Genomic DNA, 14579 nt, shown 5'->3' with positions numbered 1-14579 from the left:
TATGCTAGAATAGAAAAAGATGTAAGACAGCAGTGAGGACACCTGTATGAAGGTGTCCCTTTCAAATTACATAGCTGTTGGTAGAGGGGGTTTGTATGGGCAAGAAGCAGAAACAACAAAAGAAAAAGACTCACGTTCCTTTTCGGTTAAACGTGCTGTTTTTCTGCGTGTTTTTAATGTTCTCCGCGGTTATTGTAAGGCTTGGTTATGTACAAATTGTTCGCGGTGAGGAATATAAGAATGAAGTGGAGAGGAAAGAAAACTCGACGATAAGTAATCCTGTACCACGTGGGAAAATATTTGACCGTTATGGGCGAGCTGTAGTAGATAATGCAGCTGTACGTACGATTACATTTACAAAAATGAAAGGATCAACTGCAGAGGCTCGCTTAGAAACAGCGAAAAGATTAGCAGATTTGATTGAAGTACCGACAGATAAATTAACAGATCGCGATAAAAAAGATTATTGGCTTGCTATTCATAAAGAAGAAGCGCAAGAAAAAATTACGAAAAAAGATCGTCAAGAGTTTAAAGATAAAAAAATTGACGATAAAGAATTAGATGAGCGTCAACGAAATCGCGTGACGGAAGAAGAAGTGAATCAATTATCCGCAAAAGATTTAGAAGTGCTAGCGATTAAAAGCAAAATGGACGGCGGATATGCGATGACGCCACAAGTCATTAAAAAGGATGCTACAGAACAAGAATATGCGATTATTAGTGAAAATCTAGCAACATTACCAGGTGTAGATACGAATGTTGATTGGGATCGAAAGTATATTTATGATGATTTATTCCGAAGTGTACTTGGCGGCGTGTCAACGTCTGATGAAGGTTTACCTAGAGAAAGACTAGATTACTATCTTGTTCGTGATTATAATCGAAATGACCGCGTAGGGAAAAGTTATCTTGAGCAGCAATATGAAGATAGTTTGCACGGTAATAAAGCGGAAGTGAGAAATATTACGGATAAAAACGGTAATATTTTAGAAACGATTAATGTATCAAAAGGGCAAAGTGGTAACAATCTGAATTTAACAATTGATATGGAATTACAAAAGCGTGTAGAAGAAATTATCACGAAAAATTTATTGAGATATAAAGGGGGACAACCTCTTTTAGATCGCGCATTCGTTGTAATGATGAATCCAAAAAATGGTGAAGTTTTATCTATGGCAGGGAAACAGTTAGTGGAAGAAAATGGCGAAACGAAAGTGCAAGATTTCGCATTAGGAACGATGACAAGTTCTTATCCGATGGGATCAACTGTAAAAGGTGCGACAGTACTTACAGGATATCAAACAAAAGCGATTCAACCGGGTTCCTACCAACTGGATGAACCAATCGTATTGAAAGGAACGCCGAAAAAATCTTCTTGGAAGACGATGGGATCTATTAATGATCTGACAGCATTAAAAATGTCTTCTAACGTATATATGTTTAAAACAGCGATGAATATCGCAGGTGTTCAATATGTGAGAGGTGGTACGTTAGATATACCAAAAAAAGCATTTGATACGATGCGCTATTATTTCGGACAGTTTGGACTTGGTGTAAAAACAGGTATCGATTTACCAAACGAATCTGCGGGTCAAATAGGTAGAGGAAATCAGCCTGGTTTCTTATTAGATTTATCAATTGGACAGTATGACACATATACACCACTTCAATTAGCACAGTATGTTTCAACAATTGCAAATGGTGGTTACCGTATGCAGCCGCAAGTTGTAAAAGAAATTCGTCAACCGGAAGCGAAACAAGGCGAAGTTGGAAAAGTCGTTCACTCAATGGAACCAAAAGTACTAAACCGTATTGATATGCCTGAATCACAAATTAAACGTGTTCAGGAAGGATTTAGACAAGTATTTAATGAGTCAGGTGGTACAGCTGCGAAATACTTTACAGGCGCATCATATAAAGCTGCTGGTAAAACAGGTACAGCTCAAACTGTGTATGGCGGAGATAAAGAGATTGGTAGAAAAGCAAACGGTGATCGTAAAGAAACATATAACTTAACATTAGTAGGTTATGCGCCACTTGAAGACCCTGAAGTAGCATTTTCTGTTGTTGTACCTTGGGTAGATGATAAATCAGGTATTAACGGATATATTAGTCGTGACATTATGGACGCGTACTTTGATTTGAAAAAGGTAGAAAATGGCGAAGCTACACAAGAGGAAATAGATAAGAAAAATAAAAAGCAAGATGATGAATAAAAAAGTTGTAAAAAAAGCACACTATCTGAAAAGATAGTGTGCTTTTTTTTTGATTCATGCATACGTTTTAATAAAGTGGACAAGCAGATCATATCGGAATTTTAAGGGACCTCGCAAATAATACGTATGCATTCACTATGGAAGTTATGGACCAATCCTCAGTGAAGATGAACAGTGGCTACGGATTAATAATTTACCTAATGTTGATTCTTGTGGAACTTTACAAAACTTTTACAAACAATTAAAACCGAATTAATAGTTTAGCAGTATTCTTATATCTGTAATCCTGTTATTTCCGGTTACTTCTAGGAGGAAGAACACGTGAAATGGATAAGTGCATCAATTAAAGTTTTCATACTGTCGACATGTTTCTTTTATGTTGGCACGTCTACTGCATTTGCTGTGAATGAAATGGGAGAAGTGAGAGTTGATGGATCCTCAACGGTTTTTCCTATTATAGAAGCAGTAGCGGAGGAATATACAAAGGTGCATCCAAACGTGAAAATTTCCATCAGTGTTTCTGGAACAGGAGGAGGATTTAATCGTTTCAGTAAAGGAGAAGTAGATATAAATAATGCTTCGAGAGTAATGAAACAAGTGGAAGAAAATGAAATGAAGAAAAACTCCATTCAGTTTACACCGTTTGAAGTCGCTTATGACGGCCTTACGATCGTTGTGAATCGTCAAAATACTTGGGTAGATAATATGACGGTAGACGAGTTACGTCTATTATGGAGTGAAGATGAAAGTGAAAAGCGATGGTCACAAATTCATTCATCATGGCCACGTGAACAGGTAAAGTTTTATGCGCCAGGTGTAGACTCTGGTACGTATGATTATTTTCAAAATGTCATCTTACAAAAAAGTCGCATTGTAAAAAAAGTCTCTTTGTCTGAAGATGATCAAGTTATTATGCAAGGGGTAATGAATGATAAAAATGCCATTGGTTTTGTAGGATATGCTTATTATATGGCCAATCGAGATAAGGTGAGAGCAATAAAAGTGAATGGTGTACTTCCGACGAAAGATACCATCCAATCAGGTGAGTATAAGCCGTTATCTAGGTCGCTATTTGCTTATGTGAATCATGCATCTATCCGAAATAAAATGAATGTAGCAAATTATATTGAGTTTATGATTCAGCATGTTGGTAATCTTGCTGAAGAGGTTGGATATGTAAAATTACCAAAAGAAAAATACAATGAACAGCTGCGGATGTTAACAGAAATAAAAAGGTAATGTCAGGGTGGAAAGGGGTTTTCATCTTTGGCTTATAATGACAAAAGTCAAATTACATTTTCTGTACAACATTTGATTGAAAGAAATACAAAACATAGAAAAAAAACGCAGCGAATCAATCGAATCGTTCCATTATTACTAAAAATAATTGCTAGCGTGTCTATTGCGACGACACTTGGAATTATTTTTACGCTTTCTAATGAAACAATAATGTTTTTTAAAAAAATATCATTGCTCTCCTTTTTGACAGAGAAAGAATGGTTACCTTTTTTTGAAAATCCTAAATTCGGTATATTACCACTTATATGTGGAACGGTACTTGTAACAGCAATTGCTATGTGCGTAGCAGTTCCTATCGGTTTAGCGTGTGCCGTATTTTTAAGTGAATATGCTTCAAACAGTGTAAGAAAAGTATTAAAACCGATGTTAGAACTATTAGCAGGTATCCCGACAATTGTATATGGCTTTTTTGCATTAACAGTTGTTACACCGCTTTTACAACGGATTATACCTGATTTACAGTTTTTTAATGCGATTAGTCCAGGTATTGTTATTGGCTTTATGATGATACCTACAATTGCATCTCTGTCTGAAGATGCAATGAGAGCTGTAGCAAAAGGAACGAAAGAAGCTTCGTTGGCACTTGGAGCAACTCGGTTTGAGATGGTAAAACAAGTCGTGTTTCCTTCAGCTTTCGCAGGGATTATGGCAGCGATTATATTAGCTGCCTCAAGAGCAATCGGTGAAACGATGATCGTTGTAATTGCAGCAGGGTCCACACCGAACGTATCTCTCGATCCGACACACTCTATTCAAACGTTAACAGCTTATATTGTGCAAGTGAGTTTAGGTGATGCTCCGCATGGAACAATTACTTATTACAGCATGTACGCTGTAGGCGCAACGTTATTCTTGTTTACTTTTATAATGAACATCATTTCGCAGTTTATTATGCGCCGCTTTAGGAGGGTGACATAATATGCGCATGTTGAATCATAAAAAAATACAAGAAAATATGGCATCACGTTTTTTAAAAGATCGAATTTACAAATTGTTATTTTATATGGCAATTTTGTTTTCAATAGTAATCCTGCTTATTTTGCTTTTTCAAATTTTTGAAAAAGGTGTCAGTTACCTTTCGTTAGATTTCTTTACAAACTTCGCTTCGCGTAATCCGAAAGAAGCTGGGATTGCTGCAGCTTTGTCAGGAACAATATTATTTATGAGTATTGTTATACCACTCTCCTTTATATTTGGGGTCGGAACTGCTCTTTATTTAGAGCAATATGCGAAGGAATCTATATTTAAAAAGGTAATAGAAATTAATAATCAAACGTTAGCGGGAGTACCTTCCGTCGTATTTGGCTTACTCGGCTTAACCATTTTTGTATACGCTCTTCACTTAGGTGAGAGTATTATTGCAGCGGCACTGACGATGAGCTTACTCGTCTTACCGACAGTTGTTGTAGCGAGTCAAGAAGCGATACGATCTGTACCGAGGTCATTATTAGAAGCTTCTTACGGGTTAGGTGCTACGAAGTGGCAAACGATGTATCAAGTTGTATTGCCATATGCGTTCCCAGGAATTATAACAGGTTGTACGTTAGCGATATCAAGAGCGATTGGAGAAGCGGCACCGTTATTAGTTATCGGGGCACTTGCATTTGCAAATTATGTTCCGTTTAGTATGTTTGATAGATTTACAGTTTTACCAATTCAAATTTTTAATTGGATGAGTAGACCACAGGAAGAATTTCAGTATGTAGCAGCTGCTGGGATGATTGTTTTGTTAGGTTTGTTGCTCTTGATCAATATAGTTGTCCTATGGTTACGAAATCGAAAATAAGTTGGAAATGGATGAAAGGGGAATTCAAATGGTAGCAACAGTAGTAAATGTACAGGTGAAAAACGAGGAGAAAATCGAGACTGCGCCAAAGAAAGTAGTATTTGATACGAAAAACTTAAATTTATGGTATGGAGAAGACCATGCTTTAAAAGATATCAACTTAAGTATTCATGAGAATGAAGTTACAGCAATTATCGGGCCAAGTGGTTGTGGTAAATCAACGTACTTAAAAACATTAAATCGTATGGTAGAGTTAGTACCAATCGTGCGAACTACAGGCGTAATTGAATATAGAGAGCGCAATATATTTGATAAATCATATCCAGTTGAAGAATTACGAACACATGTAGGAATGGTGTTCCAAAAACCAAATCCATTTCCAAAATCTATTTATGAAAATGTAGCATACGGTCCGAAAATTCATGGTATTAGCGACAAGAAAACGTTAGATGAAATTGTTGAAAAAAGTTTACGTGGAGCAGCGATTTGGGATGAGTTAAAAGATCGTTTGCATGATAATGCATACGGTTTATCTGGTGGACAGCAACAGCGTCTATGTATTGCACGTTGTTTAGCGATTGAACCAGACGTTATTTTAATGGATGAGCCAACATCAGCACTAGATCCAATTTCAACATTAAAAGTAGAAGAATTAATTCAAGAGTTAAAGAAAGATTTTAGTATCGTTATCGTAACGCATAACATGCAACAAGCTGCGCGTATTTCAGATAAAACTGCTTTCTTCTTAAGTGGAGAAGTTGTGGAGTATACAGATACAAATAAATTATTTACGACACCTTCAGATAAGCGTACAGAAGATTATATTACAGGCCGATTCGGTTGATGTCGCTAGCAAGGCTAAGAGCAAATACCCTCTTAACAGAGGGTATTTCTTGTTTTATTGAGAAGGAATACATCTCCTATGTAAGGTTGATTACAGAGATAAGAGGCCTTACATAGGAGATTTATATATAATGGCACACAATATTGAGGGGGAAGAGACAATGGTAAGAGAACAATTTCAATGTGATTTAAAAACGTTACAGCAAAAGGTGATTGAGCTTGGTGAATTAGCGAGAGAAGCTTTATTGCTTGCTATGGAAGGGCTTCATAAAAAGGATGTAGAGAAAGCGTTAGAGGTAATAGATGGTGATTATCGTATGGATAATTTAGAAGAGGAAATAAATGATCTTGCGCTTATGCTCATTACGAAGCAGCAACCTGTAGCAAGTGATTTAAGAAGGATTTTCATTTCAATTAAAACAGCGACAGATTTAGAACGGATTGCAGATCATGCTGTTAATATTGCGAAATCAACCATTCGTCTCGGGGAAAAAGACGTGTCTGTTAGTTTGCACAATCTTGATGAGATGTTTGCGATTGCAAATAAGATGTTACAGTTAGCCCTAGATGCATATGAGCAAGAAAATTTAACTTTTGCGAAGCAAATTGCCGAAATGGATGATTCTGTTGATGAAATATATGGGAAAGCGATTCGTGAATTTATATCTTCAGTTCCAGAACAACCAGAAGCAATTACACAAATTACACAATTATCCTTTGTAGCGAGATATATTGAACGTGTAGCAGACCATATTACAAATATTGCTGAAAATGTTTTTTATTTAGTAAAGGGAAAGCATTACTTATTAAATGAATAAAGAAAAAAGCAGGTGAAACATCACCTGCTTTTTTTAGTCAAAACATGACAAAAAAAGCTCGTTGTTTCCTTTAGTTTATGATGATAAGATGTATCATAATATAATGGGAAAAATAGGACATATAGATTGTTCGCTTATTAAGTAATATATTACTAAGTCAATAGTAAGCGCTTTCTTTTTTGGCGTTTAAAAGATACATGTATATAGGGAGTTTTACCGCCTGTCAAAGCCCGAGTGGTCAGGGCTCACAATCAGTGCGAGAGGAACAAACCCCACGCTGATTAAAGTTTTATTTTATACTGCTAGTTAATGTGGGGTAGATAATATACATATCGTATATGAAGTTACTTAACATTATATAAGTGGAGGCTGAAGTATATGAAGGGGGTTATTTTAGCTGGAGGAAAAGGAAGACGCCTTAGACCATTAACATGTAATACTCCAAAGCCGATGTTGCCATTATTAGAAAAGCCAGTTTTAGAATACAATATCGAATTATTACGTCAGCATGGTATACGTGAGATTGCAATTACTGTTCAGTATATGAGTACGGCCATCAAACAATATTTTGGTGACGGTAGCAAATGGGGCGTTAACTTGTACTACTTTGAAGACTCTCCACCGCTTGGAACTGCTGGGAGTATTAAACAAGCGGAAAAATTTTTGGATGAAACGTTTGTTGTCATAAGTGGGGATGCGTTAACTGATTTTCAATTATCAGAAGGAATTACGTTTCATGAACAACAGAAAAGAATGGTAACTATGTTTGTAAAGGAAGTAGAAAATCCACTCTCATTTGGTTTAGTTGTAATGAACAAAGAACAAGAGGTTACACGATACATAGAAAAACCGAGTTGGAATGAAGTAGTCTCTAATATTGTGAATACAGGTATATATATTATGGAGCCAGAAATTTTTTCTTACATACCGCCCCGAGAATTTTTTGATTTTAGTCAAGATGTGTTTCCGTTATTGGCAAATAAGAACGCATTATTTGCATATTTGTCAGAAGGTTACTGGTTAGATATCGGTACATTTGATCAATATCGACAAGCACAATTTGATTTGTTAACGAAAAAATTGCAAGTACCTATCCCGTATACGGAAGTATTACCGATGGTATGGATGGGAGAAGGGGTAACGATTGGAAAAGGAACGAAAATTCACGGTCCTTCTTTTATTGGTGAAGGAGCAAGAATTGGTGCTGGATCTGTAATTGAGCCATACTCTATTATCGGGAAAAATAGTGTTGTTTCAAGTTATTCTCATCTTCAAAAGAGTATTATTTTTGCAAATGCGCACATTGGGGAATATTGTGAGTTACTAGAAACGACAATAGGAGAACATACAATGGTGGAAGATGATGTTACATTGTTTCAAAAAAGCATTGTAGCGGATCATTGTCATATAGGGAAAAGTACGGTAATTAAGCAAAAGGGAAAACTATGGCCATATAAGGCGATTGATAGTCATTCGGTAGTAGGATCGGCTGGTGTTCAAGAAAGTGAGAAGAGTGCAGGATGGTTGCAAAAAAGCCGCATTGTAGGAAGAGGTAATGTGGAGATTACACCTCAATTTATTGTAAAGGTTGCGATGGCGTACGGATCTCTTTTTACAAAAGGGGAAAGTATATTAATCGGGAGTCAAGAACATATAGAAACGACTTCTTATAAAAATCTTTTTCTTCATGCAATTCATGGTATTGGGATTCATACGATGGAATGCAAAGAAATGAACGAATCACTTTTTCAGTACAGCATTCAAGATTTGCAATGTGCGGGCGGGGTTTTCATTCAAGCGGAAAAAGAAAAAGAGATTGTTATAAAGTTGTATGGTAAGGATGGGGCACAGTTAACGTATAAGCAGCAAAAAGCGATAGAACAAGTGTATATGTCTGAGTCGTTTTATTACGTATGTGAGAAGGAAATGGGGCGGAATAAGCTAGTACACGTTTCTTTACATAATTATATAGAGGCTGTATTAGAGCGTATTGATATTGAGAAAATAAAAAAACAGAAGTTCCATCTTCTTATTAATAAGAGAAATGATATGTTACAACATTTGCTTATGCTCTTTTTGCAAAGACTCGGATGCACAGTTACGTGGATTTATGCGGGCGAACAAAAGGATCATGTGAAAGCTTTAATGAAATCAAGTAAAGCAAATATGGCGCTTATGTTTTCAGAGCAAGGAAATTATTTCGAGTTATATGATAATCATAGTAATATTTACCAAGGGACGGATTTTGAAGAGATTGATATTCCAGATTTATTACTGGAATCGGCAGGAAATATTTACCCAATGTCTTTGAAATTAGGAGAATGTTATCTTCTATTTTATACGCAGGATGAAAAAAAATCGTTTCAAGCGAGATGGAAGCGAGATATTTTATATCGAATTGGAAAATTATTCGAGTTAATAGCATTGCAGGGAAAAACCTTTCTCAGCATAGTAGAGCAATCCCCGCCGCTTTATTTACTTTGTGATGAAGTTGTATGTTCGTGGAATGAAAAAGGGAAGGTGATGAGGAAATTATTGGCGGATATCGAAAGGAAGGAAGAAGGCATATTTGAAGGAGTACAGTTCAAATATACCGAAAAAGAGTGGTCTTATATCGTTTCTGACACAAAACAACCGAAATTTTTAGTGTATTCACATGCTAGAAACCCAGTAATAGCAAGGGAAAACATGAAAAACCTTATAGAAAAAATTAGACAATATCAAAAGGTGTAGAATTTTTATTTTAAAAGTGGTATTATAGTATAGTCTGATTTAAGTTATTAGTACTGGAGGGAAATAAGAATGCGTGTGAATATTACTCTAGCATGTACAGAATGCGGAGATCGTAACTATATCTCAAAGAAAAACAAACGTAACAACGCTGAGCGTATCGAGCTTAAAAAGTATTGCAAGCGTGACAAGAAGTCTACGTTACACCGTGAAACAAAGTAAGCAGTAGGAATATTTTCCTACTGTTTCTTTTTTTATTCGATTCCTCTCTTAAAAGTGATACACTATCATCGTAGAGAAAAGTATCACTGTGAGGGGGAAAATGTGTGAGAGAAGAGAAACTACGTTTACGTAAACAAATAATAGAGCACATGAATTCTTTATCAAAAGAACGGTATACAACTTTATCAGAGCAAATAGCATTTTCGTTGTATGCACAAAAAGAGTGGGCTGAAGCTAAAACAATTGGAATCACTCTTTCAATGGAAAATGAAGTGAATACATATCCTATTATCGAAAAAGCTTGGGAAGAAGGAAAGAAAGTTGTTGTTCCGAAGTGTAATAAAGAAACAAGAACAATGTCCTTTAGGCAAATTAGTAATTTTGATCAATTGGAAACAGTGTATATGAATTTACGTGAGCCAATTCCAGCGCTTACGGAAGAAGTGAATGCAGATGAAATTGACCTTCAAATTGTACCAGGTGTAGCTTATACAGAGCGAGGAGAACGGATTGGATATGGTGGTGGCTATTATGATCGTTATCTCATGCATTATAAAGGGAAAACGCTATCATTAGCTTATAGTTTTCAAATGGTAGACCATATTCCAATAGAGCCGTTTGATAAAAATGTAGAAAAAATTATTACAGAAAAAGGAACAATGGTTAAAAATGGGCTTGTATAGACAAATAAAAATTGACGAGACTTTTTCTTCTTGATTATAATAAAATATGTGAACGTTTTCTTATTATAATTTTTTATAGTAAGTGAGCATAGAGGGTGATGAAATGTTATCTATATATGATATTCAGCAATTGCTAAAGAAATTTGGTACGATTATTTATACGGGAGATCGAATTGCAGATTTACAATTAATGCAAGATGAATTGCGTGAATTAAATCAATCACAGCTAATCGATTCACAAGACTATCAAACAGCTTTATTTTTATTGAAGCAAGAAATTCAAAAAGAGCTAAATAAGAATTAGATAAAGGTAGGTAAGTAACATGGAAGAGAAATGGTTAGTTGGTGTTGACCTTGGTGGTACAACGATTAAATTAGCATTTATTAATGTATACGGTGAAATTTTACATAAGTGGGAAATCCCTACGAATACAAATGAGCAAGGAAAACATATTACACTTGATGTAGCGAAAGCTATTGATAAAAAGTTAGAAGAGTTAGGCGAATTAAAAAGTAAGTTAATCGGTATTGGTATGGGAGCTCCTGGCCCTGTACACGTGGCGTCTGGAATGATTTATGAAGCGGTTAACTTAGGATGGAAGAACTATCCGTTAAAAGATTTATTAGAAGTAGAAACAGGATTACCTGTTGTGATTGATAATGATGCGAACTTAGCAGCGCTTGGTGAAATGTGGAAAGGTGCTGGTGAAGGAGCAAAAGATTTAATTTGTATGACGCTTGGCACTGGTGTTGGCGGCGGTGTAATTGCCAATGGAGAGATTGTACACGGCGTAAGCGGTGCTGCTGGTGAAATCGGACACATTACAGTCGTTACAGAGAATGCTTTCCCATGTAATTGCGGGAAGTCTGGTTGCCTAGAAACTGTAGCATCTGCAACAGGTATTGTGCGTGTTGCTATGCAAAAAATACAAGAGACTGATAAAGAAAGTATTCTACGTTCTATGTTAGCAGAAGAAGGACGTATCACATCAAAAGACGTATTTGAAGCACATGGACAAGGTGATGAACTAGCAGGCGAAGTAGTAGAAAAGGTAGCTTCTTATTTAGGATTAGCTGTAGCGAACCTTTCTAGCACGTTGAACCCAGAGAAAATCGTTATTGGCGGAGGCGTTTCTAAAGCTGGAGATGCACTTTTAGAACCAATTCAACGCTATTTTGAGCAATATGCTTTCTCACGTGCTGTAAAGAGCACGAAGTTAGCTATTGCAACACTTGGTAATGATGCAGGTGTTATCGGAGGAGCTTGGCTTGTAAAAAAGCACAAATACGAAGCGAAGATGATATAAGTTGTGAAGTATGAAAAGAGGAAGGGGAAACCCTTCCTCTTTTTGTGCGAAATCTTGATGAAGACGAGCATGTAAATGAATTAAGCTGCTGGTGGGTACCCGTTATATAGAACAGTCATGATTGTAAACCATCCGAAAACGAGTACAGTTGCAATTGCAAAGCCGCCCGCGAGAAAATTCTTTTCGCGAAGTGTTCTAAGCGTAGCAAATACAGCTAACAGAGTGACAAGCGTAAAAATAATAACAAGGCCCATACAATATCCTCCTCTGTCTACCCATTCCTTAATATGAGTTTTTGGAATATTTACTCTTTTATATTGTACATGTTTTAAAAATGATTGTCGAGATAGCATCCTTTCTTTTCCTAAGAGAAAAAAATGTTGTATCATTGAAAGTAAGTTTAATAATTGGAGGAGATTTTTATATGAAATGGATACAAATGCCGTTAGGCCCATTACAAACAAATGCTTATATTTTAACGAATGAGAAAAATGAGTGTATTATCTTTGATCCTGGTCACGAAGGAGAGAAGCTCGTTACATATTTACAAGAAGAACAATTAAAGCCACTGGCTGTTTTATTAACACATGCTCACTTTGATCATATTGGTGCTGTTGATGCGGTAAGAGACGCTTTTCATATTCCTGTGTATGTACATAAAGAAGAAGCAGATTGGTTAGGCGATGCAACTGTAAATGGTTCTCAAATCTTTATGATGAATCGCAGCATTACAGCAAAACCAGCAGATCATATTATTGATGCAGAAGGTGCATTAGCAATTGGTTCATTTAACTTTGAAATTTTTGAGACACCAGGACATTCTCCAGGCAGTATTTCTTATTACTGTAAAGAGGCGAATGCTGTATTTTCTGGAGATGTATTATTCCAAATGAGTATTGGAAGAACAGATTTACCTGGTGGAAGTTTTGCAGAGTTGATTGGAAGTATTGAAGAGAAATTATTTGTATTACCTGATGAAACAGCGGTGTTATGTGGACATGGTCCAGAAACAAGCATTGGTTTTGAAAAAGAAAATAATCCATTTTTACAGTAAGGAGCTAGTATGGGGATGGAGCTCATTTTAAAAGAATGGATGGAAAAAGAAAAGGATTATTCAATTTCATACAGTACATATATGAACCTCGCATTATATGCAGAGGAACATGGATATTATATGAAAGAACGTGAAAAAATTGGAAGACAAGGGGATTTTTTTACAAGTAGCAACGTATCCTCTGTTTTTGCAAAAACATTTGCTAAGTTTTTTATTCGTCTTGTTGAAAATGGTGAAGTTGCTCCGAATATTTGTGAGATTGGTGGAGGAACAGGAAGGTTTGCTTATGATGTTTTACAAGAATGGAAGCAATTATCACCGGAAACCTTTATTGATTTAAACTATTCAATGATTGAAATGAGCCCTTTTCATAGAAAATTGCAGCAAAAGACTCTTTGTTCGTTTTCTAATGTGTCATATTATAGATCGCATAATGAAATGGGAGAATCGTTTGAAGGGATTCTTTTTTCGAATGAGTTATTTGATGCATTTCCTGTTGAAGTAATTGAGAAGAGAAATGGAATATTGTATGAAGTACGTGTTACGTACACAGAGGAAGGGAAACTTGCAGAAGTATGTAGGCCATTACATAAAACAATTGGCCGATACTTATTGAAATATAATATTCATCTTGCTGAAGGACAGCGGTTTGAAGTGCCGATTGCGATGGAAGAATATATAAAAGAAATTGCGAAATGGTTTCAACGAGGTGTATGTATTACAGTTGATTATGGATATACAAAAGAAGAATGGATGCATCCTGCACATCAAGAAGGTAGCTTACGAGGATATTATGAGCATAAGTTAATTCGTAATCCTTTAGCGTATCCAGGTGAAATGGATCTTACTACTCATATTCATTGGGACGAACTGAAAGAAATGTTTAGCCTGCAAGGTATGAATATGGTATGGCATAAGAAACAATCTGAGTTTTTGTTAGCAGCAGGAATACTAGAGCTGCTTACGAATCATCAAGATCGGGATCCTTTTTCTGAAATTCAAAAACAAAATCGTGCAGTTCATTCTATGATTTTGAGCGGAGGATTAGGGAGTGCATGTGATGTTGTTATACATACGAAACATATGCAACAGTTACACTTGGATCGGTATTTGAAAATATAAAAAACAAGACACAGCATAGTTCTGTGTCTTGTTTTTTAATACGACTTATGTAGCATCATATATTTCCTCTCATGATATATATTTATATTAAAGATATGAGATGAAAAATATAAAATACGTCCTTTTTCTCTGTCTATGAGTCCCTAACCCAATAATACGCGAACGAGTTGAATAATTGTCTCGTTTTCTACTTTGTAATAAATTTCCAATCCTTTTCTTTCACTTGAAACGATTTTAGCACTTTTTAACTTTGCTAAATGCTGTGAAATTGTAGATTGTGGCATGTTTAAGCCAGTGTACATTGTAGAAACGTTGCTTGGACCGCGTTCAATTAATCCTTTTACAATACATAAGCGAACAGGATGAGCAAGTACTTTCAATAATTCTGCATTGCTTTCATATAGTTCTATTTCTTTTTGAAAGGTTTCTAACATGTTCTTTTCCACCTCCGTGTGAGCTGTTATACCATACTATACATACCAAAAAATTAAAGAAAAGA

Annotated in this window: 15 protein-coding genes; 13 read left to right on the top strand and 2 right to left on the bottom strand. The window is 35.9% G+C overall.

Annotation, left to right across the window (positions count from 1 at the left end; translation table 11 throughout):
* The first annotated feature begins 95 nt into the window (after nucleotides 1-95).
* The 11 genes from ACTFNE_RS02855 (at nucleotide 96) to glcK (ending at nucleotide 11904) form a co-directional block, all read left to right on the top strand.
* On the top strand, nucleotides 96-2216 hold the full coding sequence (locus tag ACTFNE_RS02855; RefSeq protein WP_046197823.1) for a peptidoglycan D,D-transpeptidase FtsI family protein: 2121 nt from the start codon (nucleotides 96-98) through the stop codon (nucleotides 2214-2216).
* A 321-nt stretch (nucleotides 2217-2537) separates the two neighbouring features.
* A complete protein-coding gene (gene phoX / locus ACTFNE_RS02850) occupies nucleotides 2538-3455 on the top strand; it encodes a phosphate ABC transporter substrate-binding protein PhoX (RefSeq protein WP_000871259.1) in 918 nt (305 codons plus the stop codon).
* 27 nt (nucleotides 3456-3482) lie between these two features.
* Complete coding sequence (gene pstC, locus ACTFNE_RS02845; RefSeq protein ID WP_000323875.1) at nucleotides 3483-4433, top strand: phosphate ABC transporter permease subunit PstC; 951 nt, start codon at nucleotides 3483-3485, stop codon at nucleotides 4431-4433.
* A gap of 1 nt (nucleotide 4434) precedes the next feature.
* Nucleotides 4435-5301: a phosphate ABC transporter permease PstA gene (gene pstA / locus ACTFNE_RS02840; protein WP_001242545.1), complete on the top strand. Its 867-nt coding sequence runs from the start codon at nucleotides 4435-4437 to the stop codon at nucleotides 5299-5301.
* A 28-nt stretch (nucleotides 5302-5329) separates the two neighbouring features.
* Nucleotides 5330-6145, top strand: coding sequence for a phosphate ABC transporter ATP-binding protein (gene pstB, locus ACTFNE_RS02835; RefSeq protein ID WP_000226683.1), 816 nt, complete (start codon nucleotides 5330-5332; stop codon nucleotides 6143-6145).
* A 160-nt stretch (nucleotides 6146-6305) separates the two neighbouring features.
* Complete coding sequence (gene phoU / locus ACTFNE_RS02830) at nucleotides 6306-6962, top strand: phosphate signaling complex protein PhoU (protein WP_000251231.1); 657 nt, start codon at nucleotides 6306-6308, stop codon at nucleotides 6960-6962.
* Nucleotides 6963-7340: 378 nt separating this feature from the next.
* Nucleotides 7341-9695: a sugar phosphate nucleotidyltransferase gene (locus tag ACTFNE_RS02825; protein ID WP_270705375.1), complete on the top strand. Its 2355-nt coding sequence runs from the start codon at nucleotides 7341-7343 to the stop codon at nucleotides 9693-9695.
* A gap of 69 nt (nucleotides 9696-9764) precedes the next feature.
* Nucleotides 9765-9914, top strand: coding sequence for a 50S ribosomal protein L33 (gene rpmG, locus ACTFNE_RS02820; protein WP_001265616.1), 150 nt, complete (start codon nucleotides 9765-9767; stop codon nucleotides 9912-9914).
* Nucleotides 9915-10018: 104 nt separating this feature from the next.
* Nucleotides 10019-10597: a 5-formyltetrahydrofolate cyclo-ligase gene (locus ACTFNE_RS02815; protein WP_046197825.1), complete on the top strand. Its 579-nt coding sequence runs from the start codon at nucleotides 10019-10021 to the stop codon at nucleotides 10595-10597.
* Between the two features lie 103 nt (nucleotides 10598-10700).
* Nucleotides 10701-10901, top strand: a complete 201-nt coding sequence (locus tag ACTFNE_RS02810) for a YqgQ family protein (protein WP_000949156.1) — start codon at nucleotides 10701-10703, stop codon at nucleotides 10899-10901.
* A gap of 19 nt (nucleotides 10902-10920) precedes the next feature.
* The gene (glcK, locus tag ACTFNE_RS02805; RefSeq protein WP_000391706.1) at nucleotides 10921-11904 is read left to right on the top strand and encodes a glucokinase; all 984 of its coding nucleotides are present in this window, start codon (nucleotides 10921-10923) and stop codon (nucleotides 11902-11904) included.
* An 80-nt stretch (nucleotides 11905-11984) separates the two neighbouring features.
* Here glcK and ACTFNE_RS02800 read toward each other — a convergent pair whose 3' ends face one another.
* The gene (locus ACTFNE_RS02800; protein WP_000524853.1) at nucleotides 11985-12158 is read right to left on the bottom strand and encodes a DUF2759 domain-containing protein; all 174 of its coding nucleotides are present in this window, start codon (nucleotides 12156-12158) and stop codon (nucleotides 11985-11987) included.
* 170 nt (nucleotides 12159-12328) lie between these two features.
* On the opposite strand from ACTFNE_RS02800, the gene ACTFNE_RS02795 reads away from it, so the two are divergent.
* The gene (locus ACTFNE_RS02795; RefSeq protein WP_270705374.1) at nucleotides 12329-12958 is read left to right on the top strand and encodes an MBL fold metallo-hydrolase; all 630 of its coding nucleotides are present in this window, start codon (nucleotides 12329-12331) and stop codon (nucleotides 12956-12958) included.
* 9 nt (nucleotides 12959-12967) lie between these two features.
* A complete protein-coding gene (locus ACTFNE_RS02790) occupies nucleotides 12968-14080 on the top strand; it encodes a class I SAM-dependent methyltransferase (RefSeq protein WP_046197826.1) in 1113 nt (370 codons plus the stop codon).
* A gap of 143 nt (nucleotides 14081-14223) precedes the next feature.
* Here ACTFNE_RS02790 and ACTFNE_RS02785 read toward each other — a convergent pair whose 3' ends face one another.
* Nucleotides 14224-14514: an ArsR/SmtB family transcription factor gene (locus tag ACTFNE_RS02785; RefSeq protein WP_000894375.1), complete on the bottom strand. Its 291-nt coding sequence runs from the start codon at nucleotides 14512-14514 to the stop codon at nucleotides 14224-14226.
* Nucleotides 14515-14579 lie beyond the last annotated feature (65 nt).

Source organism: Bacillus cereus group sp. MYBKT111-2 (assembly GCF_051915205.1).
Lineage (GTDB): Bacteria > Bacillota > Bacilli > Bacillales > Bacillaceae_G > Bacillus_A > Bacillus_A paranthracis.
This window is presented reverse-complemented; position numbering and strand designations above follow the sequence as displayed.

Excerpts from the sequence above, each read along its gene's own strand:
- ACTFNE_RS02855 (WP_046197823.1), top strand. The coding sequence starts at position 96 with ATGGGCAAGAAGCAGAAACAACAAAAGAAAAAGACTCACGTTCCTTTT.
- ACTFNE_RS02810 (WP_000949156.1), top strand. The coding sequence starts at position 10,701 with ATGTTATCTATATATGATATTCAGCAATTGCTAAAGAAATTTGGTACG.
- pstB (WP_000226683.1), top strand. The coding sequence starts at position 5,330 with ATGGTAGCAACAGTAGTAAATGTACAGGTGAAAAACGAGGAGAAAATC.
- glcK (WP_000391706.1), top strand. The coding sequence starts at position 10,921 with ATGGAAGAGAAATGGTTAGTTGGTGTTGACCTTGGTGGTACAACGATT.
- phoU (WP_000251231.1), top strand. The coding sequence starts at position 6,306 with ATGGTAAGAGAACAATTTCAATGTGATTTAAAAACGTTACAGCAAAAG.
- ACTFNE_RS02825 (WP_270705375.1), top strand. The coding sequence starts at position 7,341 with ATGAAGGGGGTTATTTTAGCTGGAGGAAAAGGAAGACGCCTTAGACCA.
- ACTFNE_RS02800 (WP_000524853.1), bottom strand. The coding sequence starts at position 12,158 with ATGGGCCTTGTTATTATTTTTACGCTTGTCACTCTGTTAGCTGTATTT.
- pstA (WP_001242545.1), top strand. The coding sequence starts at position 4,435 with ATGCGCATGTTGAATCATAAAAAAATACAAGAAAATATGGCATCACGT.
- ACTFNE_RS02795 (WP_270705374.1), top strand. The coding sequence starts at position 12,329 with ATGAAATGGATACAAATGCCGTTAGGCCCATTACAAACAAATGCTTAT.
- ACTFNE_RS02785 (WP_000894375.1), bottom strand. The coding sequence starts at position 14,514 with ATGTTAGAAACCTTTCAAAAAGAAATAGAACTATATGAAAGCAATGCA.
- rpmG (WP_001265616.1), top strand. The coding sequence starts at position 9,765 with ATGCGTGTGAATATTACTCTAGCATGTACAGAATGCGGAGATCGTAAC.
- ACTFNE_RS02790 (WP_046197826.1), top strand. The coding sequence starts at position 12,968 with ATGGGGATGGAGCTCATTTTAAAAGAATGGATGGAAAAAGAAAAGGAT.